Source organism: Enterobacter sp. Li2LvB3, from assembly GCF_056156645.1.
In genome coordinates this window covers 64,915-87,362 of record NZ_JBSICG010000016.1, presented here as the reverse complement: position 1 = coordinate 87,362, position 22,448 = coordinate 64,915, and the positions used below count along the sequence as shown (strand labels likewise).

General features: G+C 53.3%; 26 protein-coding genes. 9 read left to right on the top strand and 17 right to left on the bottom strand.

All coding sequences use genetic code 11. The features are described from left to right. Nucleotides 1-51 precede the first annotated feature (51 nt). Nucleotides 52-258: a DUF1107 domain-containing protein gene (locus tag ACS603_RS14655; RefSeq protein ID WP_182063407.1), complete on the bottom strand. Its 207-nt coding sequence runs from the start codon at nucleotides 256-258 to the stop codon at nucleotides 52-54. A 324-nt stretch (nucleotides 259-582) separates the two neighbouring features. Between ACS603_RS14655 and ACS603_RS14650 the strand changes: the two genes are divergently transcribed. Continuing rightward, nucleotides 583-1,140, top strand: coding sequence for a YtfJ family protein (locus ACS603_RS14650; protein ID WP_474944489.1), 558 nt, complete (start codon nucleotides 583-585; stop codon nucleotides 1,138-1,140). Here the strand turns inward: ACS603_RS14650 and cysQ are convergent. Next, the gene (cysQ, locus tag ACS603_RS14645) at nucleotides 1,134-1,874 is read right to left on the bottom strand and encodes a 3'(2'),5'-bisphosphate nucleotidase CysQ (protein ID WP_474944488.1); all 741 of its coding nucleotides are present in this window, start codon (nucleotides 1,872-1,874) and stop codon (nucleotides 1,134-1,136) included. The genes ACS603_RS14650 and cysQ overlap by 7 nt on opposite strands. A 190-nt stretch (nucleotides 1,875-2,064) precedes the next feature. Here cysQ and ACS603_RS14640 point away from each other — a divergent pair, with 190 nt between their 5' ends. After that, nucleotides 2,065-4,008, top strand: a complete 1,944-nt coding sequence (locus tag ACS603_RS14640) for a bifunctional 2',3'-cyclic-nucleotide 2'-phosphodiesterase/3'-nucleotidase (RefSeq protein ID WP_474944487.1) — start codon at nucleotides 2,065-2,067, stop codon at nucleotides 4,006-4,008. Between the two features lie 62 nt (nucleotides 4,009-4,070). Here ACS603_RS14640 and ACS603_RS14635 read toward each other — a convergent pair whose 3' ends face one another. Further along, a complete protein-coding gene (locus ACS603_RS14635; RefSeq protein ID WP_182063403.1) occupies nucleotides 4,071-4,454 on the bottom strand; it encodes a winged helix-turn-helix transcriptional regulator in 384 nt (127 codons plus the stop codon). 84 nt (nucleotides 4,455-4,538) lie between these two features. On the opposite strand from ACS603_RS14635, the gene ACS603_RS14630 reads away from it, so the two are divergent. From ACS603_RS14630 to ACS603_RS14620, 3 genes are all read left to right on the top strand, one after another. Continuing rightward, nucleotides 4,539-5,387, top strand: coding sequence for an SDR family oxidoreductase (locus ACS603_RS14630; RefSeq protein WP_474944486.1), 849 nt, complete (start codon nucleotides 4,539-4,541; stop codon nucleotides 5,385-5,387). 81 nt (nucleotides 5,388-5,468) lie between these two features. Further along, complete coding sequence (locus ACS603_RS14625) at nucleotides 5,469-6,293, top strand: AraC family ligand binding domain-containing protein (protein ID WP_474944485.1); 825 nt, start codon at nucleotides 5,469-5,471, stop codon at nucleotides 6,291-6,293. Between the two features lie 75 nt (nucleotides 6,294-6,368). Then, on the top strand, nucleotides 6,369-7,334 hold the full coding sequence (locus ACS603_RS14620) for a DMT family transporter (RefSeq protein ID WP_474944499.1): 966 nt from the start codon (nucleotides 6,369-6,371) through the stop codon (nucleotides 7,332-7,334). Nucleotides 7,335-7,380: 46 nt separating this feature from the next. Here the strand turns inward: ACS603_RS14620 and ACS603_RS14615 are convergent, their stop codons facing one another. Then, on the bottom strand, nucleotides 7,381-9,030 hold the full coding sequence (locus ACS603_RS14615) for a methyl-accepting chemotaxis protein (protein ID WP_474944484.1): 1,650 nt from the start codon (nucleotides 9,028-9,030) through the stop codon (nucleotides 7,381-7,383). A gap of 248 nt (nucleotides 9,031-9,278) precedes the next feature. On the opposite strand from ACS603_RS14615, the gene ytfE reads away from it, so the two are divergent. Next, nucleotides 9,279-9,941, top strand: a complete 663-nt coding sequence (ytfE, locus tag ACS603_RS14610; RefSeq protein ID WP_474944483.1) for an iron-sulfur cluster repair protein YtfE — start codon at nucleotides 9,279-9,281, stop codon at nucleotides 9,939-9,941. A 96-nt stretch (nucleotides 9,942-10,037) separates the two neighbouring features. Here the strand turns inward: ytfE and cycA are convergent, their stop codons facing one another. Continuing rightward, on the bottom strand, nucleotides 10,038-11,447 hold the full coding sequence (cycA, locus tag ACS603_RS14605; protein ID WP_182063398.1) for a D-serine/D-alanine/glycine transporter: 1,410 nt from the start codon (nucleotides 11,445-11,447) through the stop codon (nucleotides 10,038-10,040). Between the two features lie 313 nt (nucleotides 11,448-11,760). After that, complete coding sequence (gene fklB / locus ACS603_RS14600) at nucleotides 11,761-12,381, bottom strand: BamJ family beta-barrel-assembly machinery protein (protein WP_182063397.1); 621 nt, start codon at nucleotides 12,379-12,381, stop codon at nucleotides 11,761-11,763. 233 nt (nucleotides 12,382-12,614) lie between these two features. Here fklB and ACS603_RS14595 point away from each other — a divergent pair, with 233 nt between their 5' ends. Beyond that, entirely contained in the window at nucleotides 12,615-13,265 is a 651-nt protein-coding gene (locus tag ACS603_RS14595) for an OapA family protein (RefSeq protein WP_182063396.1), read from the top strand. Between the two features lie 44 nt (nucleotides 13,266-13,309). Here the strand turns inward: ACS603_RS14595 and ACS603_RS14590 are convergent, their stop codons facing one another. The 5 genes from ACS603_RS14590 to rpsF form a co-directional block, all read right to left on the bottom strand. Continuing rightward, complete coding sequence (locus tag ACS603_RS14590; RefSeq protein ID WP_474944482.1) at nucleotides 13,310-14,239, bottom strand: DMT family transporter; 930 nt, start codon at nucleotides 14,237-14,239, stop codon at nucleotides 13,310-13,312. A gap of 151 nt (nucleotides 14,240-14,390) precedes the next feature. Continuing rightward, nucleotides 14,391-14,840 (bottom strand): 50S ribosomal protein L9, encoded by a 450-nt coding sequence (rplI, locus tag ACS603_RS14585; RefSeq protein ID WP_182063394.1) that lies wholly within the window; start codon nucleotides 14,838-14,840, stop codon nucleotides 14,391-14,393. A gap of 41 nt (nucleotides 14,841-14,881) precedes the next feature. Continuing rightward, nucleotides 14,882-15,109: a 30S ribosomal protein S18 gene (gene rpsR / locus ACS603_RS14580; protein WP_000135199.1), complete on the bottom strand. Its 228-nt coding sequence runs from the start codon at nucleotides 15,107-15,109 to the stop codon at nucleotides 14,882-14,884. Nucleotides 15,110-15,113: 4 nt separating this feature from the next. Continuing rightward, nucleotides 15,114-15,428, bottom strand: a complete 315-nt coding sequence (priB, locus tag ACS603_RS14575) for a primosomal replication protein N (RefSeq protein WP_014068638.1) — start codon at nucleotides 15,426-15,428, stop codon at nucleotides 15,114-15,116. A 6-nt stretch (nucleotides 15,429-15,434) separates the two neighbouring features. Beyond that, a complete protein-coding gene (rpsF, locus tag ACS603_RS14570) occupies nucleotides 15,435-15,830 on the bottom strand; it encodes a 30S ribosomal protein S6 (RefSeq protein ID WP_436354194.1) in 396 nt (131 codons plus the stop codon). 343 nt (nucleotides 15,831-16,173) lie between these two features. Between rpsF and yjfY the strand changes: the two genes are divergently transcribed. After that, nucleotides 16,174-16,449 carry a DUF1471 family protein YjfY gene (yjfY, locus tag ACS603_RS14565; protein ID WP_182063392.1) on the top strand — a complete coding sequence of 92 codons (276 nt, stop codon included), beginning with the start codon at nucleotides 16,174-16,176 and terminating at the stop codon, nucleotides 16,447-16,449. Between the two features lie 139 nt (nucleotides 16,450-16,588). Here yjfY and ACS603_RS14560 read toward each other — a convergent pair whose 3' ends face one another. Genes ACS603_RS14560 through ulaA form a run of 6 tightly spaced genes read right to left on the bottom strand, consistent with a single transcriptional unit; the run spans nucleotide 16,589 to nucleotide 20,996 of the window. Then, a complete protein-coding gene (locus ACS603_RS14560; RefSeq protein ID WP_474944481.1) occupies nucleotides 16,589-17,275 on the bottom strand; it encodes an L-ribulose-5-phosphate 4-epimerase in 687 nt (228 codons plus the stop codon). Then, on the bottom strand, nucleotides 17,262-18,128 hold the full coding sequence (locus ACS603_RS14555; RefSeq protein ID WP_315687660.1) for an L-ribulose-5-phosphate 3-epimerase: 867 nt from the start codon (nucleotides 18,126-18,128) through the stop codon (nucleotides 17,262-17,264). The genes ACS603_RS14560 and ACS603_RS14555 overlap by 14 nt, the downstream gene beginning before the upstream one ends. 9 nt (nucleotides 18,129-18,137) lie before the next feature. After that, nucleotides 18,138-18,788, bottom strand: a complete 651-nt coding sequence (gene ulaD, locus ACS603_RS14550; RefSeq protein WP_008502901.1) for a 3-keto-L-gulonate-6-phosphate decarboxylase UlaD — start codon at nucleotides 18,786-18,788, stop codon at nucleotides 18,138-18,140. Nucleotides 18,789-18,800: 12 nt separating this feature from the next. Beyond that, on the bottom strand, nucleotides 18,801-19,268 hold the full coding sequence (gene ulaC, locus ACS603_RS14545; RefSeq protein WP_182063389.1) for a PTS ascorbate transporter subunit IIA: 468 nt from the start codon (nucleotides 19,266-19,268) through the stop codon (nucleotides 18,801-18,803). Nucleotides 19,269-19,277: 9 nt separating this feature from the next. Continuing rightward, complete coding sequence (gene ulaB / locus ACS603_RS14540; RefSeq protein WP_182063388.1) at nucleotides 19,278-19,583, bottom strand: PTS ascorbate transporter subunit IIB; 306 nt, start codon at nucleotides 19,581-19,583, stop codon at nucleotides 19,278-19,280. Nucleotides 19,584-19,595: 12 nt separating this feature from the next. After that, nucleotides 19,596-20,996 carry a PTS ascorbate transporter subunit IIC gene (gene ulaA / locus ACS603_RS14535; protein WP_474944480.1) on the bottom strand — a complete coding sequence of 467 codons (1,401 nt, stop codon included), beginning with the start codon at nucleotides 20,994-20,996 and terminating at the stop codon, nucleotides 19,596-19,598. A 358-nt stretch (nucleotides 20,997-21,354) separates the two neighbouring features. On the opposite strand from ulaA, the gene ulaG reads away from it, so the two are divergent. Continuing rightward, nucleotides 21,355-22,419: an L-ascorbate 6-phosphate lactonase gene (gene ulaG, locus ACS603_RS14530; RefSeq protein WP_182063386.1), complete on the top strand. Its 1,065-nt coding sequence runs from the start codon at nucleotides 21,355-21,357 to the stop codon at nucleotides 22,417-22,419. The last annotated feature ends 29 nt before the right edge of the window (nucleotides 22,420-22,448 follow it).

Here is a 22,448-nt window from a genome sequence, read left to right as displayed (position 1 = left end):
ATCAACGGCTCCCGCGGGAGCCGTTTTTTTAATTACTGCATAGCACGTTGATTAAGCCATCTCAGTTTGCAGACGCATAACCTGACGGTTGACTTCGGACATCACAGACCAGTGCTGCTTATCCTTCACTTTCGGGATAAGGATCTTGCCCTTATCGAACTCGAAAGCGCCAACATCCTTGATATACAACCGTCCACGGAACAGGATCTTCACGTACTTCGCCACCTGAAGCGGGTTGTAGCGTTGGAAAATTTTCATTCTTGTATCTCCTGCGAATCATACGCTCTTGCGGTGCCACAATCGGCCCGACTGTCCTGAGCGCAAATTTATTGCCCAATGACTATAGACCAGAACTACCGTTGATACCCAGTGTGCATAAGTTTATTTACCGTTTGATTACAATTAATCAGAATATTCTTTGCAAACCGTGACTAAGGGCAGTATAAGCCGTCGTTTTTTCGCGGATATGTGCGTTCGCCCGCAATCTGGCATTGGGATTGCGGGAAAACCCTCTTGATCGCACTTATGCTTAAAAGCGTATGACCAAGTGGTCGGATCACCTGCTAAAAATAAGGAAACACCATGACCCTACGTAACATCCTGGCAGCAGCATTTCTGCTTCTGCCGCTGTGGGCCTACGCACACAACTTTGAAAACGGACAACGTGTGCCGCCAGTCGGTATTGCTGACCGGGGAGAATTGATTCTCGACAATGATAAGTTTAGCTACAAACCCTGGAATAGCGCGCAGCTCGCGGGCAAAGTGAGAGTTGTACAACATATTGCCGGTCGTACATCTGCAAAAGAAAAAAACGCCGCCCTGGTAGAAGCGATCAAGGCCGCAAAATTCCCTCATGACCGCTACCAGACTTCCACTATTGTTAACACCGACGATGCCATCCCGGGCTCCGGGATGTTCGTGCGTTCAAGCCTGGAGAGCAATAAAAAGCTCTACCCGTGGTCGCAGTTTATTGTCGACAGTAACGGTGTGACGCGTAAAGCCTGGCAGCTGGAAGAAGAGAGTTCTGCGATTGTGGTGCTGGATAAAGAGGGCCGCGTACAGTGGGCCAAAGACGGCGCTCTGACGCAGGAAGAGGTGCAGCAGGTGGTTGCCCTGCTGCACAAACTGCTGGCTCAGTAGATAGATACCCGGAAGCCTGGGTTTAAAAACGACTCGCGCGGGGTGTAGTCAAGCGGCTTACCCTGCCAGTCATGAACATGCGCGCCGGCTGCGACGGCCACGGCATGTCCTGCGGCCGTATCCCAGACGTTGGTTGGCCCGAAACGAGGATAAAGCTGCGCATGACCCTCTGCCACCAGGCAGAATTTTAGCGATGAGCCAATCGACGTTGTCTGGTGCTCACCCAGCTGTTGCAGGTACTCTTTCAGTTCGTTGTCGCTGTGCGAACGGCTGATCACCACCAGCGGCGGACGCGCATCGCGCACCAGAATCTGCTTACGCACACCGCACTCTTCTTTCCAGGCTTTACCTTCCGCAGCGCTGTACATCACCTTCATGACCGGCGCGTACACTACGCCAAGTATCGCTTTCCCCTTTTCAATCAACGCGATATTGACGGTGAACTCACCGTTACGCTTAATGAATTCTTTGGTGCCATCCAGTGGGTCGACCAGCCAGTAGCGCTGCCAGTGCTTGCGTTCCTCCCAGCCTTGCGGCGCTTCTTCTGAGAGTACGGGAATATCTGGCGTCAGCGCCTGTAACCCTTTCAGGATCACGTCGTGCGCCGCGATATCTGCCGCGGTGACCGGGGAATCATCCGCTTTACTCACAACGTCCATCGGTTTTGCACCATCATACACTTGCATAATGGCATCACCCGCATCCCGTGCGAGCTGACAAATCTTATCTAACATTCTCCACCTCTTCGTTAACGCAGTAGGCTTAACTCGTTGTTTTATTTATATCGTAATGTGAACAATTCCGCTATCTGTGAGGCAATACTGATTTCAAAATGCTTTTTTCTGGCAGGATTCACAATTCTGTAAGCAACAAAATATACATACATATTCTTTTGTGGCCTGGATCGAAAAAAGGACTCCTCTGATGATTAAGTTTAGCGCAACGCTCCTGGCAACGCTGATCGCAGCAAGTGTACAGGCGGCAACGGTGGATCTCCGCATTCTGGAAACCACCGATCTGCACAGCAACATGATGGACTTCGATTACTACAAAGACACGCCAACGGAAAAATTCGGGCTGGTACGCACGGCAAGTTTGATCAACGCTGCCCGCAGTGAAGTGAAAAACAGCGTGCTGGTCGATAACGGGGATCTTATTCAGGGTAGTCCACTGGGCGACTATATGGCCGCGAAGGGACTGAAAAAAGGCGAGATCCATCCGGTGTATAAGGCGTTGAACACCCTGGATTATACCGTTGGCAACCTGGGCAACCACGAGTTTAACTACGGCCTGAAGTACCTTCACGATGCGCTGGCTGGCGCAAAGTTCCCGTACGTTAACGCCAATATCATCGACGTTAAGACCCAAAAACCCTTATTTACCCCTTACCTGATTAAAGAGACTGAGGTCGTCGATAAAGACGGTAAAAAGCAGTCGCTGAAAATCGGTTATATCGGCTTTGTACCGCCACAGATAATGACGTGGGATAAAGCCAACCTCAGCGGCAAAGTCACCGTTAACGACATCACCGAAACCGCCCGCAAATATGTGCCGGAGATGCGTGAGAAAGGGGCAGACCTGGTAGTGGTGGTCGCCCATTCGGGGCTTTCAGCCGACCCATATCAGGTGATGGCGGAAAACTCGGTTTACTATCTGAGTGAAGTGCCGGGGGTGGATGCCATTCTGTTTGGCCACGCTCATGCCGTCTTCCCGGGTAAAGATTTCGCCAGCATCAAAGGTGCAGATGTTGAAAAAGGGACGCTGAACGGCGTGCCGTCAGTGATGCCTGGCATGTGGGGCGATCATCTTGGGGTGGTGGATCTGGTGCTGAATAACGACAGCGGCAGCTGGAAGGTTACCCAGTCGAAAGCCGAAGCGCGCCCGATTTATGATGCCGCCGCCAAAAAATCACTGGCCGCTGAAGATAAAAAACTGGTCGACGTGCTGAAGCACGACCATGACGCCACGCGTGAATTCGTCAGCAAACCGATCGGTAAATCCGCCGACAACATGTACAGCTACCTGGCACTTGTACAGGATGATCCAACGGTACAGGTGGTCAACATGGCGCAGAAAGCCTACGCGGAACACTTTATTCAGGGCGACCCGGACCTGGCAAAACTGCCGGTGCTTTCTGCCGCTGCACCGTTCAAAGTGGGCGGGCGTAAGAATGATCCGGCAAGCTATGTTGAAGTTGAAAAGGGCCAGCTTACCTTCCGTAATGCCGCCGATCTCTATCTCTACCCAAACACGCTGGTGGTAGTAAAAGCAACGGGTAAAGAGGTGAAAGACTGGCTTGAGTGCTCTGCCGGGCAGTTTAATCGGATCGATCCGAACAGCAGTAAACCGCAGTCGCTGATTAACTGGGACGGGTTCCGTACCTATAATTTCGACGTGATCGACGGTGTGGATTATCAGATTGATGTTACCCAACCTGCGAAATATGACGGTGAGTGTCAGACAATCAATCCGCAGGCAGAACGTATCAAACACCTGACCTTCAACGGCAAACCACTTGATCCGGGTGCGACCTTCCTGGTCGTGACCAATAACTACCGGGCCTACGGCGGTAAGTTTGCCGGAACGGGTGATAGCCACATCGCCTTTGCCTCACCAGACGAGAATCGCTCCGTGCTGGCGGCCTGGATCAGCGCAGAGTCGAAAAAGGCGGGTGAAATTCATCCGGCGGTGGATAACAACTGGCGTCTGGCACCTGTTCACAGTGACACGAAACTGGATATCCGCATTGAAACGTCACCATCTGATAAGGCGGCGACATTCATTAAGGATAAGGCGCAGTACCCGATGAATAAGGTCGGGACAGACGATATCGGGTTTGCGGTTTATCAGGTAGATTTGAGCAAGTAAAAGCCAAACGGCAACGCTGCATCTGTTCCCTCTCCCACAGGGAGAGGGCCAGGGTGAGGGCATCAGGCCGCACGATCGTCCCGGTTTGCCAGTACCTGAGGCGTATTCACTTCAATCCAGTCCGCCAGTGCGGCCACTTTCTCGCTTACCTCACCCCCTAACGGCGTCAGGCTATACTCTACATGCGGCGGCACGACCGGATACGAAACGCGATCGATAAACCCGTCCTGCTCTAGCGCCTGAAGCGACTGGGCCAGCATCTTCTCGCTCACGCCGCCCATTTTGCGGCGCAGATCGCTAAAGCGATGCGTGCCATCACGTAACGCTACCAGGATCAGTACGCCCCAGCGGCTGGTGACATGCTTTAACACTTCACGCGATGGGCACTGTTCGGCAAACAGGTTTCCGTCTCGTAATTGTTCACTGAGCGTTGGCGTCGTTTTCATACTTACCTTTTTGTGCGTACTTACTAAAAGTTAGTGTTGGTGATAGTGTGCCACAACACAAGACAAACACGAAGGAGTTCCCTCATGATTGCAATTACCGGTGCTACCGGCCAGCTTGGCCAGCTGGTTATTGAACACCTGCTGAAAACCGTTCCGGCCAACCAGATTGTAGCTATTGTGCGTAATCCGGTAAAAGCCGGGGCGCTGAGCCAGCAAGGTATCGTTGTGCGTCAGGCGGATTATACCGACCAGGCAGCGTTCACCACGGCGTTGAACGGCGTGGATAAACTCCTGCTGATCTCTTCCAGTGAAGTGGGTCAACGCGCAACACAACACCAGAACGTCATTAACGCCGCTAAAGCTGCGGGCGTGAAATTCATCGCTTATACCAGCCTGCTGCATGCCGATACATCCCCGCTGGGGCTGCACGTTGAGCATGTTGCCACCGAGAAAGCACTGGCGGAGTCTGGCGTGCCTTACGCCCTGCTGCGCAACGGTTGGTACACCGAAAACTATCTGGCGAGTGCGCCGCCTGCGCTGGAACACGGCGTATTCATTGGTGCCGCCGGTGAGGGCAAAATTGCCTCCGCGACCCGCGCAGACTATGCCGCTGCCGCCGCAACGGTTATCTCCCAGGATGGTCATGCGGGTAAGGTGTATGAACTGGCGGGCGACAACGCATGGACGCTGAGCGAACTGGCTGCGGAGCTGAGCAAACAGAGCGGTAAAAACGTGGCGTATCAGAACCTGAGCGAAGATGATTTTGCTGCCGCGCTGAAAAGCGTTGGTTTGCCCGCCGGGCTGGCCGATATGCTTGCCGACTCCGACACCGGCGCGTCTAAAGGTGGTCTGTTCGACGACAGCCATACTCTGAGCAAGCTGATTGGCCGCCCGACGACGCCACTGGCTGAAAGCGTCAAAGCCATCCTGTAATTGTTACAAACTGGTTATTTTTTGTGGTATCCCCTCGGGTCATCTCTGATAATGGAGAGATGACCCACGAGGAGGTTCACCGTGCAAGGCGTCCCAGAACAGTTCATTTATGAGAGAGACAGCGCGCGTTTTCGCCATCTGCCGCAGGTGCCGGGCATCGAACTGTATCATGCACATATTTCAGACTACGCTTTTGAGCCTCACACCCACGAAGCCTTTGGTATCGGCACAATAGAAACCGGTGCCGAGCGCTTTCGTTATCGCGGGACTCAGTATCTTGCCCCTGCGCAATCTGTTGTCACCATGAACCCGGACGAGATCCACACCGGCGAGTCCGCCACGGACGATGGCTGGCGCTACCGGATGGTCTATCTTGACCCCCAGCTTCTCGAAGAGGTAACCGGCATTCGCCACTGGTGGTTTAGCGATGTGACACGCCACGATCCCCTTCGCTCGCAGCAAATCGTGCAGCTGATATACGGCCTGTGGCACACGGACGATCCGCTGGCGCAAAAAGGGATGTTGCTGGAGCTGATTGACACATTCCAGCCGCTCGCCCGCCACGCGCCCGTAATTCAGGAAGGCGCACTCCGGTTCGAACGCGTGCGTGACTATCTGCACGACAACTATATGCACCCGCTCACATTAGATGAGCTGGCGAACGTGATATCGCTAAGCCCGTACCATTTTCAGCGCCAGTTCAAAGCCCATTTCCATGTCACCCCGCATCAGATGCTGATGGCTATCCGTCTCTGGCGCGCCAAAGCGTTTCTGACTCACGGAATGCCCGCCGCTGAAGTGGCAGCCGCTACCGGCCTGACCGATCAGTCCCATTTAACCCGCGCGTTTACCCGTCGCTACGGCATTACGCCGGTACGCTACCAGAAGCAGGTCGTTAAGCGCTAAAGCGCAATCTCATACAATACGGCGGTAATTTCCCTTTCTACACTGATGACAGAATGAATGAATGTGGATGGAAAAATGATTAGCGGCGTGTTGTATGCCCTGCTTGCAGGTTTAATGTGGGGGCTGATTTTTGTAGGCCCGGCGATCGTGCCGGAATACCCGGCAATTTTGCAGTCCACCGGACGCTATCTGGCGCTTGGGCTGATTGCCCTTCCTCTGGCCTGGTTCGGTCGCGGGCGGTTACGCCAGCTTAGCCGCAAGGACTGGGGAACCGCGCTGGCATTAACCATGATGGGGAATCTCATCTATTACGTGTGTCTCGCCAGTGCCATTCAGCGCACGGGCGCGCCGGTTTCCACCATGATTATCGGCACGCTGCCGGTGGTGATCCCGGTTTTTGCCAACCTGCTATACAGCCATCGCGATGGCAAGCTGGCGTGGTCAAAAATGGTGCCTGCACTGGTCTGCATCGCCGCCGGGTTAGTGTGTGTGAACGTTGCCGAGCTGAGCCACGGGCTGGATGACGTCGACCTGTGGCGTTACGGTTCCGGCATCATGCTGGCCTTTATTTCCGTGGTGTGTTGGGCGTGGTATGCCCTGCGCAACGCGCGCTGGCTGCGGGAGAACCCGGACAAACATCCGATGATGTGGGCCACGGCGCAGGCGCTGGTTACGCTGCCCGTCTCGCTGGTGGGCTACGTGGGAGCCTGCGCGTGGTTAGGTGTGCAACAGCCTGAATTCGCCCTGCCCTTCGGGCCACGTCCGTGGGTGTTTGTCGGGTTAATGGTCGCTATCGCAGTGCTCTGCTCCTGGGTCGGCGCGCTTTGCTGGAACATCGCCAGCCAGAAGTTACCAACGGTGATCTTAGGGCCGCTGATTGTCTTTGAAACCCTTGCCGGGCTGCTTTACACCTTCCTGATGCGCCAGAGCATGCCGCCGCTGCTGACAGCCTGTGGAATAGCACTGCTGGTGGTTGGCGTGGTGATTGCGGTGAGGGCAAAGCCGGAAAAACCCATGGTGGTTCCGGCTTCAGAGATGTGATTTTGCCGGGTGGCGCTGACGCTTACCCGGCCTACGAGGCGTGGTTTTAGAAGGTTTCCCAGTTAGCTTCCGTCGCCGCCGCTACTGGCTGCGCTTTTGGCACATAGGTTTTTACAGGAGCCGCTTTCACTGCCTGGCCGTGCGCAATTTTAAACACCGCAACCGCTTCGTTCAGACGTGCAGCCTGATCTTCCAGCGCCGCCGCCGCCGCCGCAGACTCTTCCACCAGCGAGGCGTTTTGCTGAGTCACGCGATCCATCTCTGCAACAGCCTGACCGACCTGGTCGATACCACGGCTCTGCTCGTCAGACGCAGAGGCGATCTCACCCATAATGTCCGTTACACGGGTCACGGCATTAACGATTTCCGCCATCGTGGCACCCGCTTCGTTCACCAGCTGAGAACCTGCGTTAACACGTTCGCCGGAATCATCGATCAGCGCTTTGATCTCTTTCGCTGCCTGGGCGCTGCGTTGTGCCAGGGTACGGACTTCACCCGCAACCACCGCAAATCCACGCCCCTGCTCACCTGCACGCGCCGCTTCAACCGCTGCGTTCAGCGCCAGGATGTTGGTCTGGAAAGCAATACCGTCGATAACGTTTGTGATCTGGGCAATTTTGCTGGAGCTGGTGGCGATTTCGTCCATGGTACGTACCACGCCTTCCACTACGCTGCCGCCTTTCTTCGCGGTTGAAGAGGCATCCAGCGCCAGGCGAGAAGCCTGACGTGCATTGTCGGCGTTTTGCTTAACGGTCGCCGTCAACTGTTCCATACTGGCTGCGGTTTCTTCCAGAGAAGCGGCCTGCTGTTCGGTACGGGAAGAAAGATCATTGCTGCCCGCGGAAATTTCACCCGCCCCGGTGTAGATGGTATCTGCGCCCTGGCGCACCACACCGACCGTGTTGGCCAGCGCTTTTTGCATCTGCTGGACGTTGTGCGCCAGCAGGGCCATCTCATTTTTACCACTGGCTTCGACTAGCTGAGTCAAATCACCGGCGGCAATGGCACGGATATGGCCGATGACATCCTGCAACGGCAACAGCAGAACACGACGCATTGCAATCCAGCTGGCGATAATCACACCCACAACGATCAACATAATGACCGAGAGCGCCCACATGATGCGCTTATAGTCACTTTCATTATCCTTGATCCCTTTGCTGGTGAGCTTTGCCTGGACAGTACGCCACTCGTGATAGACTTTCTGCATCGCATTCTGCTTCTGCTCGGCATTCTGCTTGAACATGTCGTCCAGATTGCCCTGCGCCAGCAGTACGTTCATTTGCGTCAACGTAGAAGAGTAAATACGGTACTGCTCTTCCAGCTGCTTGGGTAACTCTTCACCCAGCCCAGGGGTATTTGGCAGTGCGTAGTATTTATCGAAATGCGCCTGTGCATCAGCCAGCAGATTTTTTGCCGTCTCTACCAGCTCATTCAACTGACCGCCGTTAATCTGGGTCGCCACGCTGCTTTGCAGGCGCAACATCCCGCGGTTCAGGGTGACACGCGCCTGGTTAAGGCTGATCCACGCATCGGTGAACTCCGCGACGTTTTGGCTCGCCACCTGAGAGACGGTGAAGTTATCTTTGTCGTTATTTAGCGCATTAATAAAAATGCCAGCGGAGATCAGTTGCATAATGCCGAGCACAAGCAGCACCGAGACCAGGAGGGTAATCACTTTTATACGTTTAAACATTCGTCGCCTTTTTTATATGCAGGATATTGTCTGACGTGTAACTATCGGCAGGCGGGCCGCGTTGTTTAATGTTTCTTCAGTTTCAAAACCCCCTTACCTGGAGTTTTTTTAATTCATTCAGAAGCTTAAAACATAAGAAATTTTTGTGACCCTTCTCACATTTTCGCGCGTGCCACTAAAGGGTTATAGCATCACCATAAAGATGCATTTAAAATACATCTTATATTATTGATGATGAGGTAACTGCTATGGCCTTCCGCGACCAACCACTCGGCGAGCTAGCGCTCTCCATCCCTCGCGCTTCTGCGCTGTTTCGTAAATACGACATGGATTACTGCTGCGGCGGTAAGCAAACGCTGGCGCGCGCGGCTTCGCGCAAAGAGCTGGATGTAGAAACCATCGAAGCGGAGCTGGCAAAACTGGCCGAGCAGCCTGTCGAGAAAGACTGGCGCACGGTTGAGCTTGCAGAAATCATCGACCACATCATCGTGCGTTACCACGACCGTCACCGTGAACAGCTGCCTGAACTGATTTTACAGGCAACCAAAGTTGAACGTGTTCATGCCGACAAACCTTCTGTTCCACGCGGCCTGGCGAAATACCTGACCCTGCTGCATGAAGAACTTTCCAGCCACATGATGAAAGAAGAACAAATCCTCTTCCCGATGATTAAACAGGGAATGGGCAGCCAGGCGATGGGGCCAATCAGCGTGATGGAAAGCGAGCACGACGATGCAGGCGAACTGCTGGAAGTGATCAAACACACCACCAACAACGTCACACCGCCGCCAGAAGCCTGTACTACCTGGAAAGCGATGTACAACGGCATTAACGAAATGATCGACGACCTGATGGAGCACATCAGTCTTGAAAATAACGTTCTGTTCCCGCGTGCATTAGCGGGTGAATAAAAAAGGCCGCTGAGGCCTGATGCCCTCACCTCAACCCTCTCCCACAGGGAGAGGGTGCAAAAACCAAAAACGGCAACCGAAGTTGCCGTTTTGCTTTTACCTTACACCAGCCATTCGTTTCTTACCGATAAACAGCCAGCCCAGCCCCAGCGCGATGAACCACAGCGGCGTAACAATCAGTGCCTGACGGGTATCATCTTCCAGCGTCAGCAGCACGATAACGAACGCGAAGAACGCCATGCACACCCAGCACATCACCTTGCCCAGCGGCATCTTGTAGATCGATTTTTCATGCAGGTGCGGACGCTGTTTGCGGTACACCAGGTATGAACACAGGATGATGGTCCAGACAAACATGAACAGGATCGCAGACACCGTGGTGATCATGGTGAACGCGCCAATCACGCTTGGGTTAATGTAGAGCATAACCACACCACCCAGCAGACACATACAGGAGAAGGTCAGCCCTTTCGCCGGTACCGCACGCTTAGACAATTTCGCGAACGCGCTCGGCGCAACGCCTTCCTGCGCCAGGCCAAACAGCATACGGCTGGTAGAGAACACGCCGCTGTTTGCCGAAGAAGCCGCAGAAGTCAGCACCACGAAGTTAATCAGGCTTGCCGCAGCCGGCAGCCCCACCAGCACAAACAGCTCCACGAATGGGCTCTTGGTTGGCACAACAGAGCTCCACGGCGTGACCGACATGATGATGACCAGTGCAAACACGTAGAACATAATGATACGCACCGGAATGGAGTTGATGGCACGTGGCAGGGATTTCTCCGGATCTTTGGTTTCTGCGGCGGTGGTGCCCACCAGCTCAATACCCACAAACGCAAACACCGCAATCTGGAAGCCGGCAAAGAACCCGCTCAGCCCTTTCGGGAACCAGCCACCGTCATTCCACAGGTGGGTAAAGGAAGCCTGAACACCCGTTGGCGACTGGAAGTGCGTGAGAACCATGACCAGCCCGACAATAATCAGTCCCACGATGGCGACGATTTTGATCATCGCAAACCAGAACTCCATTTCACCGAACATTTTCACGGTAGCCAGGTTGAGGCTCAGCAGCAGGACAATAACCGCCAGCGATGCCACCCAGTCAGAAAGGCCGGGGAACCAGAACTGGGCGTATGCGGTAATGGCAACTACGTCGGCCATCCCTGTGACAACCCAGCAGAACCAGTACGTCCAGCCTGTAAAATAACCTGCCCACGGCCCTAACAGGTCGGATGCGAAGTCGCTAAAGGATTTGTATTCGAGATTCGAGAGCAGCAATTCACCCATTGCGCGCATCACGAAAAAGAGCATAAAACCGATGATCATATAAACGAAGATGATCGACGGCCCGGCAAGACTGATGGTTTTGCCCGACCCCATAAACAGCCCGGTACCGATGGCACCCCCGATGGCAATAAGCTGAATATGACGGTTTGTGAGATTGCGCCGTAGCGACTGTTCAGACGGCGCTTCTTCTTCAGCGACGACTTTGACCTGATCTACCATGTGATATTTTCCTGTTTATGCCTGTCTGTGTTGTTAAGGCTCTTCTGGCCTTTAAATGCGTCAAAAAAATGACGTTCCCTATGTAAGGGCTAATCGATATTAGGTAAGAATCGGCGGGATGAATACTATGAATTGGATATTATGTTAATAATATGTTGAAAGTGAGTGTCATATCACTCATACAGCGCGAAACAGCTCACAAAAATACACGCAACAGTTTCATTTGCAAGATAAAATGTTGATTCCGTCGTAACTATAGGTTTTATCACTATTTTCCTCTCCCCGGGCGGAGAGAGGAAATAAGCAAAGCCGATTACAGGATTTCCAGCAGCTCGACTTCAAACACCAGGGTGCTGAATGGTGGGATGGACGCGCCAGCGCCGCGCTCGCCGTAGGCCAGGTTTTGCGGGATAGTCAGTTCCCATTTGGAACCGACTGGCATCAGGGTCAGAGCTTCAATCCAGCCAGCGATTACGCCATTTACCGGGAACTCAGCCGGTTCACCGCGCGCAACAGAGCTGTCAAACACAGTACCGTCGATAAGCTTACCGGTGTAATGTACACGGACGTGGTCAGTGCGAGCCGGGATTACGCCATCGCCCTGGTTGATCACACGGAACTGGAGGCCAGATTCGGTGCTGTTCACGCCTTCACGCTCGCGGTTCTCTTCCAGGAATTTAACACCTTCTGCTGCCATCTCTTCGAAACGCGAGCGACGTACGGCGTCAGCACGTTCGTGGATTTCGCGCAGCGCACGGTGCACAACATCTACAGGAACAGCAGGATGTTTGCCTTCCAGCGCGTCAGCGATACCCGCCACCAGCGCTTCCGGTAACAGTCCTTCCAGGCCGGATTCGCTCAGTTGCTGTCCTACCTGCAAGCCGATACCGTAGCTTGCCTGCGCTTCGATAGTGTCAAAAGTCGGGGTGGTCATGGGTTTTCCTTCCATCACATTTAAAGTAGCGGGCAGCATAACAGTCACACCCCATCGGGTAAAACTTTGTCTTAAGTTAAGATGACAAATTGCGGGGAAACAGAAACAATAGAGCCCGTCAGGATATTTCCTAAATATGTGTCACGGAAGCCGACTTTGTTACGCCCGTCAGGCAGTTAGCAAACTACACTTCTCAGGACAGGATAAAAAAGACGCGGAGCAGGAGGAAAGCCATGCCCGGGCGATTTGAACTGAAACCTACCCTGGCGAAAATCTGGCAAGCACCAGATAATTTTCGCATCATGGACCCGCTGCCGTCTTTGCATCGCAAAGGCATCATCATTGGGGCGCTGCTGGTCATTCTGGGCTTCCTGCTACCTTCTGGTGGCGATAACAGCGATACCGCGCCAGCCGCCCGCAATGCTCAGCTGGATATCCAGTCTCAGGCGCGGCCGCAGCCCGATCCTCAGCCAATGCAGACTCAGCTGGTCACCCCCTCTAACGATCCGGGCCAGGTTGCTCCCGTTGAGCCAGAGCCAGTACAGGACGAACAACCGCAGGATCAGGCATCTGCTCCTGAGCAACCCCAAGCCCAGACTCAGCAGCCGACAGGTATTGAGCAACAATGGCGTTCGTATCGTGTAGAGCCGGGTAAAACGCTTGCACAGCTGTTCCGTGACCATAACCTGCCGCCAACAGATGTCTATGCCATGGCACAGGTTGAAGGGGCGGGTAAACCGCTCAGCAATTTGCAGAATGGCCAGATGGTGCAGATCCGCCAGAATGCCAGCGGGGTCGTGACCGGGTTAACGATTGATACCGGGAATGGTCAGCAGGTGCTGTTTACGCGCCAGCCCGATGGCAGTTTTATCAGAGCACGTTAATTCACAGGCCGGGTAAGGCGAAACCGTACCCGGCCATGTTCGTCTCAGGCACAGCGCTTATTCACCCACCAAATCCCTGAGCAAACCAGCACCAGCGCCACCGCGTATTTGATATCCAGGATATTCTCACCCAGGAAAATCGCGGAAAGCACCGTCCCTGCCACCGGCACAACAAAGTTGAACGGTGCGATCATACTGACGCGGTTCACCTTCAATAACACGCTCCACAGCGCGAAGGCCACCGAGGAAAGCAACGTCAGATAGCCGAGCACCGCCAACGCCTTCAGGCTATGCACTTCCAGCGTACCGCCCGTTGCGTAGCCGCCAGCCACCAGTACAGCGCCACCGATAGCAAGCTGCCAGCCCGTCATTACCGTAGGATCGACCGTCTGGGAGATGCGTTTCCCGTATAGCGTAGCGGCAGAGAGAATAAAGGCCGCCAGCACCACGAAGCCGTCGCCATTCCAGACAAAGCGGAATTCACTTAACCCACTGTGGAAGTTCACGAGCATGACCCCGGCAAACCCCAAAATACAGCCCAGTGTCTTGTTATAGCTGAGCTTGTCGTTGTGATAGATGAAATGCGCCAGCAACACGCTAAAGAAAGTGCCAGTGGCATTCATGATCGAGCCGTTGGCGCCAGTCGTGTAGGCCAGCCCTATATAGAAGAAGGTGTACTGAATCGATGTCTGGGTCAGCCCAAGGAGGGTGAGCTGGCCGAACTGTTTTGTTGTCAGCCGGGCGATAGGCTTGCGCTGAGCCAGTGCGAACAGCAACAGGATCAGCCCCGCGAAAAGAAAACGGTATCCGGCAAAGACGACTTTTGACGGAACATCATCAGTCGCGATACTAAAGAGTTCATAACCACTTTTTATTGCCGGGTAAGAGCTTCCCCAGAGCAAACAGCACAGGGTGGCACAGGCATAAGCGACATTTTTACGGGCGAAAATCGGTACCGATAAGGGGGTGTCCATAGCAAATCTCAAAGATAAAATTGCGTTTCATTTTATTATCTGAGAATGCGACAGGAATAGCTACCATACAAGAAGAAAAGAAGATTTCTGGAAGTCTAAAACGCAAAACGCCGGCACAAGGCCGGCGCTTCAACGTGAGCAGAGTAAAAAATTACTCAGCTACAACGCTAACAACCAGTTTAGCGAACACTTCGCTATGAACCTGGAAGTCAACTTCGTGCTCACCAGTGGTACGCAGAACGCCGTTCGGCAGACGAACTTCGCTCTTAGCCACTTTAACGCCAGCAGCAGTTACTGCATCAGCGATATCGCGGGTACCGATGGAACCGAACAGTTTACCTTCGTCGCCAGATTTGGAAGCGATGGTAACGGTGCCCAGTGCGTTGATTGACTCAGCGCGAGCGTTAGCAGCCGCCAGAACGTCAGCCAGTTTGGCTTCCAGTTCAGCGCGACGTGCTTCGAAAAACTCTACGTTTTTCTTGGTAGCTGGAACAGCTTTACCCTGTGGAACCAGGAAGTTACGAGCGTAGCCCGCTTTAACGTTTACCTGATCACCCAGGCTGCCCAGGTTTGCTACTTTATCAAGCAGAATAACTTGCATTACCTTATCCTCTTAAAGTCGTATTAATGGACCGTGCCCGATTACTGATGACGATCAGTGTACGGCAGCAGGGACAGGTAGCGAGCGCGTTTGATTGCGCGAGCCAGCTGGCGCTGGTATTTTGCACGAGTACCGGTGATACGGCTTGGGACAATCTTACCGCTTTCGGTGATGTAGTTTTTCAGCGTTGCGATATCTTTATAGTCGATCTCTTGAACGCCTTCCGCGGTGAAACGGCAGAACTTGCGACGACGGAAATAACGTGCCATATGGCTAGTCTCCAGAATCTATCAAATCAATCTGCTCGGCATGCAGAACCATTTTGCTCAGACCGTTCTTTGCCTTGTGGCAAGAAATGAACCCCTGAACGATTACTGCACTACCGACCGTTATACTGTGAGTAATGGCCTGGTTTTCGTGTCCGCTAATAATAACGGGCATTTGGCACCACGCCTGCCGGTGAAACCCGGCTTCCTCTTGCACAGAACGATGCTCAAGCACGAACTGGCAATGCGGAATTCCTGATGGACTGACCTTTCGAAGGGGGGTCCTGCACACAGTGCCTGACAACACCAGACGGTTGGTCATCAGAAATTACTCTTCAGAATCCCCAGCATCAGAATCATCTGCGGTTTCGTTTGCGAAATCATCGCGACGCTCACGGCGCTCGTCTTTCGCTTTAACCATCGGAGATGCTTCGGTAACTGCGTTTTTGGTACGCATAACCATGCTGCGGATAACGGCATCGTTGAAGCGGAAGGTAGTTTCCAGCTCATCGATCACTTCCTGCGGAGCTTCAACGTTCAGCAGAACGTAGTGTGCTTTGTGCAGTTTGTTGATCGGGTAAGCCAGCTGACGGCGGCCCCAGTCTTCCAGACGGTGGATCGTACCTTCTGCACCAGTGATGGCAGCAGAGTAACGCTCGATCATACCCGGAACCTGTTCGCTCTGGTCAGGATGGACCATAAAAACGATTTCGTAATGACGCATCGAATTGCTCCTTACGGATTATTCAGCCTCCTGTCTGGGTCAGCCGAGGCCCGGGGAGGCAAGGAACGTGTTAAAGGTCGGCTGAAAAATTGACGCGTCATAATACTTGCGAGCTCCCAAAAACTCAAGCTGATTGCGCAAAAAATTCGCACAAAGCGCAAAGTCAGACTAAGTGGATGATTTAAAATTAATCACATCTGGAAGCGTTGTTTTTTTGAACAACAGCATCAGAAATGGTCACCAATCCCCTCCAGAGAAGCGATTACACTTTAATCAGAGTTCATCCAAAGGCAGAAGGAGATGTTTAAACCGTCACACAGCACGCAGTCGTGGAGCGCATATCATGAAAAAAATCGCAATCGCCGTACTGGCTGCGCTTTTGCTTAGTGCAAACGCGATGGCAGCCATCAAGATAGACGGCCGGCAGGCCAGAAACATGGATGATGTGCAAAGCTTAGGCGTAATCTACATCAATCATAATTTCGCCACTGAAAGTGAAGCAGATCAGGCAATTAATGAAGAAACCGATGCCCAGGGCGCAAAATACTATCACGTCATTCTGATGCGTGAGCCCGGCAGCAACGGCAACATGCACGCAAGTGCAGATATTTACCGATAACGCTTTAACGCTAGCACCAGGAAAGCCAACAAAGACAACATAGCCATAGTTTGACTTGCCCCCTGCCCGGGGGCTTTTTTTTGCAGATGGCTCTGAAATACCACCGGTTACAACGATTTCGGTATTCCAGAGCACGTGTTTACTTCTGCCCGTAATAGGCATCCGGGCCATGCTTGCGCATGAAGTGCTTGTTCATCAGATAATTATCAATAGCCTGAAGCTGTGGGTTAATACCGCGGGCAATCCAGGCCATTCTGGCCACTTCTTCCATCACCACCGCGTTATGAACAGCGTCATGGGCATCTTTTCCCCATGCAAATGGGCCGTGCTGAAAGACCACTATGCCAGGCGTATGCAACGGCTCGCGCTCACCGAGTGTTTCAATGATCACCTGCCCGGTGTTGAGCTCATACTGCCCTTCCACCTCCGCCTGAGTAAGCGCTCGCGTGCAAGGAATATCGCCGAAGAAATAGTCTGCATGGGTGGTGCCCAGCGCCGGAATGGCCAACCCTGCTTGTGCCCAGGCGGTAGCATGTGTTGAGTGGGTATGCACGATACCACCCAGCGACGGATATCGCTGATAAAGCGCCAGATGGGTAGCGGTATCCGATGACGGTCGCCATCTGCCCTCGACGACATTCCCTTCGAGATCAACGACCACCATATCGTCAGCTTTCATGGTGTCATACGCCACACCGCTTGGCTTAATCACCACAAGCCCCTGCTCACGATCGATAGCGCTGACGTTACCCCAGGTGAACGTCACCAGGCCATAACGCGGGAGATCCATATTGGCGTCAAAGACCTGCTGTTTAAGCTGCTTCATGCCCGGCCTCCAGTAACCCTGCCCGCACCATACGCTCGCGCACCCAGTCTCGGGCTTTTGCCACTTCACCAGCCGGATCGTCCGATGTTTCACTCCACATCTCAATCAGATAGGGCCCGCAATAGCCAGTCTGCTTGAGGGTCTGGAAGCACCGTTCGAAATCCACCACCCCGGTGCCGAACGGAACATTTTTGAACACACCCGGACGTGTATCTTTGACATGTACCGCCACGATATGCCCCATCCCCGCCTGCAACTCCATCTGTACATCGTTATCCCACGCCGACAAGTTGCCGATATCGGGATAAAGCTGGAACCAGGGGTTATTCAGGTAGTGTGCGTAGCCCAGAGCCTTGCTGATGGAGTTCATCAGCGGATAATCCATGATTTCCATCGCCAGCGTCACCTGCGCACGGCTGGCCATTTCGACGCTCTCTTTCAACCCGTCGCGGAAACGGCGGCGGGTTTCATCGTTGGCTTGCTGATAATAAACATCGTATCCGGCGAGCTGGATGACGCGGATCCCCACATCCTGGGCAAACTGAATAGCTTTACGCATGATGTCCAGCCCCTGAGCGCGCACCACGTCGTCTTCACTTCCCAGTGGAAAACGACGGTGAGCGCTCAGGCACATAGACGGTACACGCACGCCGGTTTCAGCCACTGCATTCACCAGCGCCAGACGCTGCTCGCGGCTCCAGTCCAGCCGGGAGAGACGCACGTCTGTTTCATCTACTGACATTTCGACAAAATCGAATCCCAGCTGCTTTGCAAGCTGCAATCGTTCTGACCAGCACTCCCCCGCGGGGAGCGCCTTTTCATAAATGCCAAGCGGGACCTGTTTTGACAACATACCCACTCCTTAGCCCCACAGCTGAGCAATTGAGCGCTTGAATTGGCGTGCGGCTTCCACCGGAGAGGCCGCATCGCGAATGCTACGACCGGCAATAAAGACATGGATCGGAATACCTTTAAACAGCGGCAAATCTTCCAGCGCCAGGCCGCCGGTCACAGTGACTTTGAAGCCCATATCCGCCAGGCGTTTGATGGCACTGATATCCGCTTCGCCCCAGGCCACACCCGCCGCCTGCGCATCGCGACTACGGTGATACACCACCTGCTGAATGCCCGCATCGCGCCACTCCTGCGCCTGCTCCCAGGTCCAGAAGCCGGTCAGTTCAATCTGCACGTCGCCGTTAAACTCTTTTGCGACGTCCAGCGCACCTTTGGCGGTGTTGATATCCGCACAGCAGATAACGGTGACCCAGTCTGCGTTGGCTTCAAAACACATGCGGGAGAGGATTTTTCCCGCATCGGCGATTTTCGCGTCCGCCAGTACGATTTTATGCGGATAGAGTGCTTTCAGGTCGCGAACCGCGCGAACGCCTTCACCCACGCACAGAATAGTGCCGACTTCGATGATATCCACCTCTTCCGCAATCAGGCGGGTGGTTTCATAAGCGTGAGACAACGTCTGGTTATCCAGCGCAACCTGCAACATTGGTAATGACATTTCAAATCCCTCTTAAACAGCCGCCGCAGTGGCGTTATCAATTAAATCCAGCACTTCCTGCCCGGTACGGCAGGCGCGTAAACGGTCAAAATTGGCTTCATCATCAAACAGATTGACGATCTGCATGATGCCGACTTCCTGATGGGTGTTGGCATCAACGGCCGCCATGGTGATCAGAATATCGACCGGATCGTTATCTTCATGGTTGAACACCAGCGGCTCTTTTAATGTCACCAGCGCGAAACCTGTTTTTTTGACGCCCTCTTCTGGGCGACCGTGCGGCATCGCCAGCCCTGGCGCAATGACGAAATACGGGCCGTGCTGCGCCACGCCATCAAGAATGGCCTGGTAATACCGCGGCTCGACAACGTCGGCCTTAACCAGCAGATCCACACTCAGCTTTACCGCTTCCTGCCAGGTACTGGCCTCAGCCTGTAAAAGGATGGAGTTATTGTCTGCCAGCGAATCACGTAGTTTCATGTGGCGTCCTTACTTCACGTCTTGCGGGAAGTGCGCGTTGATCACTTCCAGCAGCTTTGGACCAAAATCTGCGGGAGACAGCATATTGCGCACACCCACCACATGTTTATTGCCTGAAACAGTAATTTCCCCGGCAATATGGGTAGAGGCGATGATGATGTCCGCGCCGTTCAGTTCACTTTTGTATTCCCCCACCGCGCAGCTGTTTACCGTGTGGTCGATGTTTGACTGGGTTAAAAATTGGTCCACTTTCATCTTCATGATCATGGAGCTACCTTGCCCATTGCCACACACAGCCAGGATACGTACGGTCATAATCGAAACTCCTTAGTGAGCAGAAACTTCTGCTGTTTGTTTTTCCGCATCTTCTTCAGCCCGCAGCGAGCGGCCAGCGAAGAACATATAAGCAAGGGCGATCAGGATGATGACGGCCATAAATACCAGCCCGACAGAGGCGAAGCCTTGCATCATCGGCGGTGCCAGAATTGACCAGTCCGCCATGCCCATCCAGGCACTCATCCCCGTGAGTTTGACCGCCCACACGCAGCCGAAGATTTCGATCATGCCCATCACCAGACAAATCTTGAGCGCCGCGCGCCAGCCGCCAAAGTGGTTAGCAAAGACGCCGATAGTGGCGTTGGAGAAGAACATCGGGATAAAGCCAGGAATGATGAGAATAGAAGAACCGCAGCCCACCAGAATGCCGACGGCAATCAGCTGACCGATGGTGCCCCACATAAAGCCCCAGACGACGGCATTTGGCGCGAAGCTATAGATAGCGGCGCAGTCAATCGCCAGTACAGCACCAGGGATCAGGCGTTGGGAGATACCGTTGAAGGCTTCTGATAGTTCAGCCACGAACATACGCACGCCCTGGGTGATGATGAAAATCGCCACCGCGAACGAGAAACCGGTTTGCAGGATGTAGACCGTCCAGTGCGTTTTGCCCGCCATCGCCTGGACGACGTCGATGCCGAAAGAGAGCAGGATCGCGCCGAAGAAAATGGTCATCACAATCGCGGTAGAGACGATGTTGTCATGGAAAATATTCAGCCAACCAGGCAGCTTAAGGTCTTCAACGCTCTCTTCTTTTTTCCCCAGGAATGGCGCGACTTTGTAGGCAATCCACGACGCGAACTGCTGCTGGTGACCAATTGAGAAACCACACCCATCGGTCACTTCTTGCGTTGGCTTGTACATCATATTGGAGGTGATCCCCCAATACAGCGAAACCAGAACCGCTGTGCAGATGATCGTTGTCCACATCGGATAACCGAAGATATAAAGGGATACGGCAATCAGCCCGGCCTGCTGGAACATGATATGGCCGGTCAGCATGATGGTGCGGATACCCGTTATACGCCGCAGCAGAACGTAGATAATGTTCAGCGCCAGCGCGAGCAGGACGGCGTACCCTACCCAGCTATACGCATCGCCCATACGATCGATCGTTGCCATCATTGACGCGTAAGTGTCAGAGATGGCGCCATTGATGCCATACACTTCCGACATTTTGGCGACCACGGGCTTAAAAGTGCTCGTTAAAATGCCAGACCCCGCCTGTAACAACATAAAACCGATAATGGTTTTAATGGTGCCTTTGATAATGACGCTCACGCTTTTGCGTAACAGGATATAGCCCAGACACGTCACGATCCCCAGCAAGAGCGGAGCATTGGTCATTACCTGGTTAAAGAAAACGGTAAAGACGCTGTAGAGGATTTCCATAACACTCTCCAGAAAGTTGGAGCACGAGGTCACCCTCATGCGGTTGGTGCCAACACTCTATTAATCACAAATAATCACCACAAGATTGAATCTGATTATTTGTGAGCCATCACGCAAATTATTTCCATAAACTTAATAGTGATTTTCATTACGATATTAAAATCATTAATTAATCATTAAAATTCATGCAATTAATCACTTTAAGACATTCTATTTACCGTAACACCTTAAAACTTACCCGCCCCTTCCAGCGGCGTAAAAGTGAAAAAATGGCATTGCAATGCTGATTTAATGGTGACAACATAAATCACAACCAATCATAATGTGATTAAATTTGATTTAAATAGGGAGCATAACGATGAGTAAAGTGAACACCATCACCCGCGAATCATGGATTCTGAGCACCTTCCCGGAGTGGGGCAGTTGGCTGAACGAAGAGATTGAGCAAGAGCAGGTTGCACCGGGTACCTTTGCGATGTGGTGGCTTGGCTGTACCGGGATCTGGCTGAAATCAGAGGGTGGTGCGAATATTTGCGTGGATTTCTGGTGCGGAACAGGCAAACAGAGTCACGGCAATCCACTGATGAAAAAAGGCCATCAGATGCAGCGTATGGCAGGGGTAGAAAAGCTTCAGCCAAACCTGCGTACCACACCTTTTGTGCTCGATCCGTTCGCTATTCGTCAGATTGATGCGGTTCTGTCTACCCACGATCACAACGATCATATCGACGTCAACGTGGCGGCAGCGGTGATGCAAAACTGTGCCGATGATGTCCCGTTCATTGGCCCGCAAACCTGCGTTGATTTATGGGTGGGCTGGGGTGTGCCGAAAGAGCGCTGCATCGTGATGAAACCAGGCGATGTGGTAAAAATCAAAGACGTTGAAATTCATGCGCTGGATGCCTTTGATCGTACCGCGTTAATTACGCTGCCAGCCGATCAAAAAGCAGCGGGTGTGCTGCCGGATGGCATGGACGAACGCGCGGTGAACTACCTGTTTAAAACCCCTGGTGGCTCCCTCTATCACAGCGGTGATTCCCACTACTCCAACTACTACGCGAAGCACGGCAACGAGCACCACATCGATGTCGCGCTGGGTTCCTACGGTGAAAACCCGCGCGGTATCACCGACAAAATGACCAGCGCCGATATGCTGCGCATGGCGGAAGCGCTGAACACCAAAGTGGTGATCCCGTTCCACCACGATATCTGGTCAAACTTCCAGGCCGATCCCCAGGAAATCCGCGTACTGTGGGAGATGAAAAAAGACCGGCTGAAATACGGCTTCAAACCGTTCATCTGGCAGGTCGGTGGCAAGTTCACCTGGCCACTGGATAAAGACAATCTTGAATACCACTATCCGCGTGGCTTTGATGATTGCTTCACCATTGAGCCAGACCTGCCGTTTAAGTCGTTCCTGTAATTGTGGCGCCCAATCGCCAGACCCCTGTG

Bases quoted from the DNA above. Each gene is read 5' to 3' on its own strand.
- ACS603_RS14655 (WP_182063407.1), bottom strand. From the start codon at position 258: ATGAAAATTTTCCAACGCTACAACCCGCTTCAGGTGGCGAAGTACGTG.
- ACS603_RS14650 (WP_474944489.1), top strand. From the start codon at position 583: ATGACCCTACGTAACATCCTGGCAGCAGCATTTCTGCTTCTGCCGCTG.
- cysQ (WP_474944488.1), bottom strand. From the start codon at position 1,874: ATGTTAGATAAGATTTGTCAGCTCGCACGGGATGCGGGTGATGCCATT.
- ACS603_RS14640 (WP_474944487.1), top strand. From the start codon at position 2,065: ATGATTAAGTTTAGCGCAACGCTCCTGGCAACGCTGATCGCAGCAAGT.
- ACS603_RS14635 (WP_182063403.1), bottom strand. From the start codon at position 4,454: ATGAAAACGACGCCAACGCTCAGTGAACAATTACGAGACGGAAACCTG.
- ACS603_RS14630 (WP_474944486.1), top strand. From the start codon at position 4,539: ATGATTGCAATTACCGGTGCTACCGGCCAGCTTGGCCAGCTGGTTATT.
- ACS603_RS14620 (WP_474944499.1), top strand. From the start codon at position 6,369: ATGATTAGCGGCGTGTTGTATGCCCTGCTTGCAGGTTTAATGTGGGGG.
- ACS603_RS14615 (WP_474944484.1), bottom strand. From the start codon at position 9,030: ATGTTTAAACGTATAAAAGTGATTACCCTCCTGGTCTCGGTGCTGCTT.
- ytfE (WP_474944483.1), top strand. From the start codon at position 9,279: ATGGCCTTCCGCGACCAACCACTCGGCGAGCTAGCGCTCTCCATCCCT.
- cycA (WP_182063398.1), bottom strand. From the start codon at position 11,447: ATGGTAGATCAGGTCAAAGTCGTCGCTGAAGAAGAAGCGCCGTCTGAA.
- fklB (WP_182063397.1), bottom strand. From the start codon at position 12,381: ATGACCACCCCGACTTTTGACACTATCGAAGCGCAGGCAAGCTACGGT.
- ACS603_RS14595 (WP_182063396.1), top strand. From the start codon at position 12,615: ATGCCCGGGCGATTTGAACTGAAACCTACCCTGGCGAAAATCTGGCAA.
- ACS603_RS14590 (WP_474944482.1), bottom strand. From the start codon at position 14,239: ATGGACACCCCCTTATCGGTACCGATTTTCGCCCGTAAAAATGTCGCT.
- rplI (WP_182063394.1), bottom strand. From the start codon at position 14,840: ATGCAAGTTATTCTGCTTGATAAAGTAGCAAACCTGGGCAGCCTGGGT.
- rpsR (WP_000135199.1), bottom strand. From the start codon at position 15,109: ATGGCACGTTATTTCCGTCGTCGCAAGTTCTGCCGTTTCACCGCGGAA.
- priB (WP_014068638.1), bottom strand. From the start codon at position 15,428: ATGACCAACCGTCTGGTGTTGTCAGGCACTGTGTGCAGGACCCCCCTT.
- rpsF (WP_436354194.1), bottom strand. From the start codon at position 15,830: ATGCGTCATTACGAAATCGTTTTTATGGTCCATCCTGACCAGAGCGAA.
- yjfY (WP_182063392.1), top strand. From the start codon at position 16,174: ATGAAAAAAATCGCAATCGCCGTACTGGCTGCGCTTTTGCTTAGTGCA.
- ACS603_RS14560 (WP_474944481.1), bottom strand. From the start codon at position 17,275: ATGAAGCAGCTTAAACAGCAGGTCTTTGACGCCAATATGGATCTCCCG.
- ACS603_RS14555 (WP_315687660.1), bottom strand. From the start codon at position 18,128: ATGTTGTCAAAACAGGTCCCGCTTGGCATTTATGAAAAGGCGCTCCCC.
- ulaD (WP_008502901.1), bottom strand. From the start codon at position 18,788: ATGTCATTACCAATGTTGCAGGTTGCGCTGGATAACCAGACGTTGTCT.
- ulaC (WP_182063389.1), bottom strand. From the start codon at position 19,268: ATGAAACTACGTGATTCGCTGGCAGACAATAACTCCATCCTTTTACAG.
- ulaB (WP_182063388.1), bottom strand. From the start codon at position 19,583: ATGACCGTACGTATCCTGGCTGTGTGTGGCAATGGGCAAGGTAGCTCC.
- ulaA (WP_474944480.1), bottom strand. From the start codon at position 20,996: ATGGAAATCCTCTACAGCGTCTTTACCGTTTTCTTTAACCAGGTAATG.
- ulaG (WP_182063386.1), top strand. From the start codon at position 21,355: ATGAGTAAAGTGAACACCATCACCCGCGAATCATGGATTCTGAGCACC.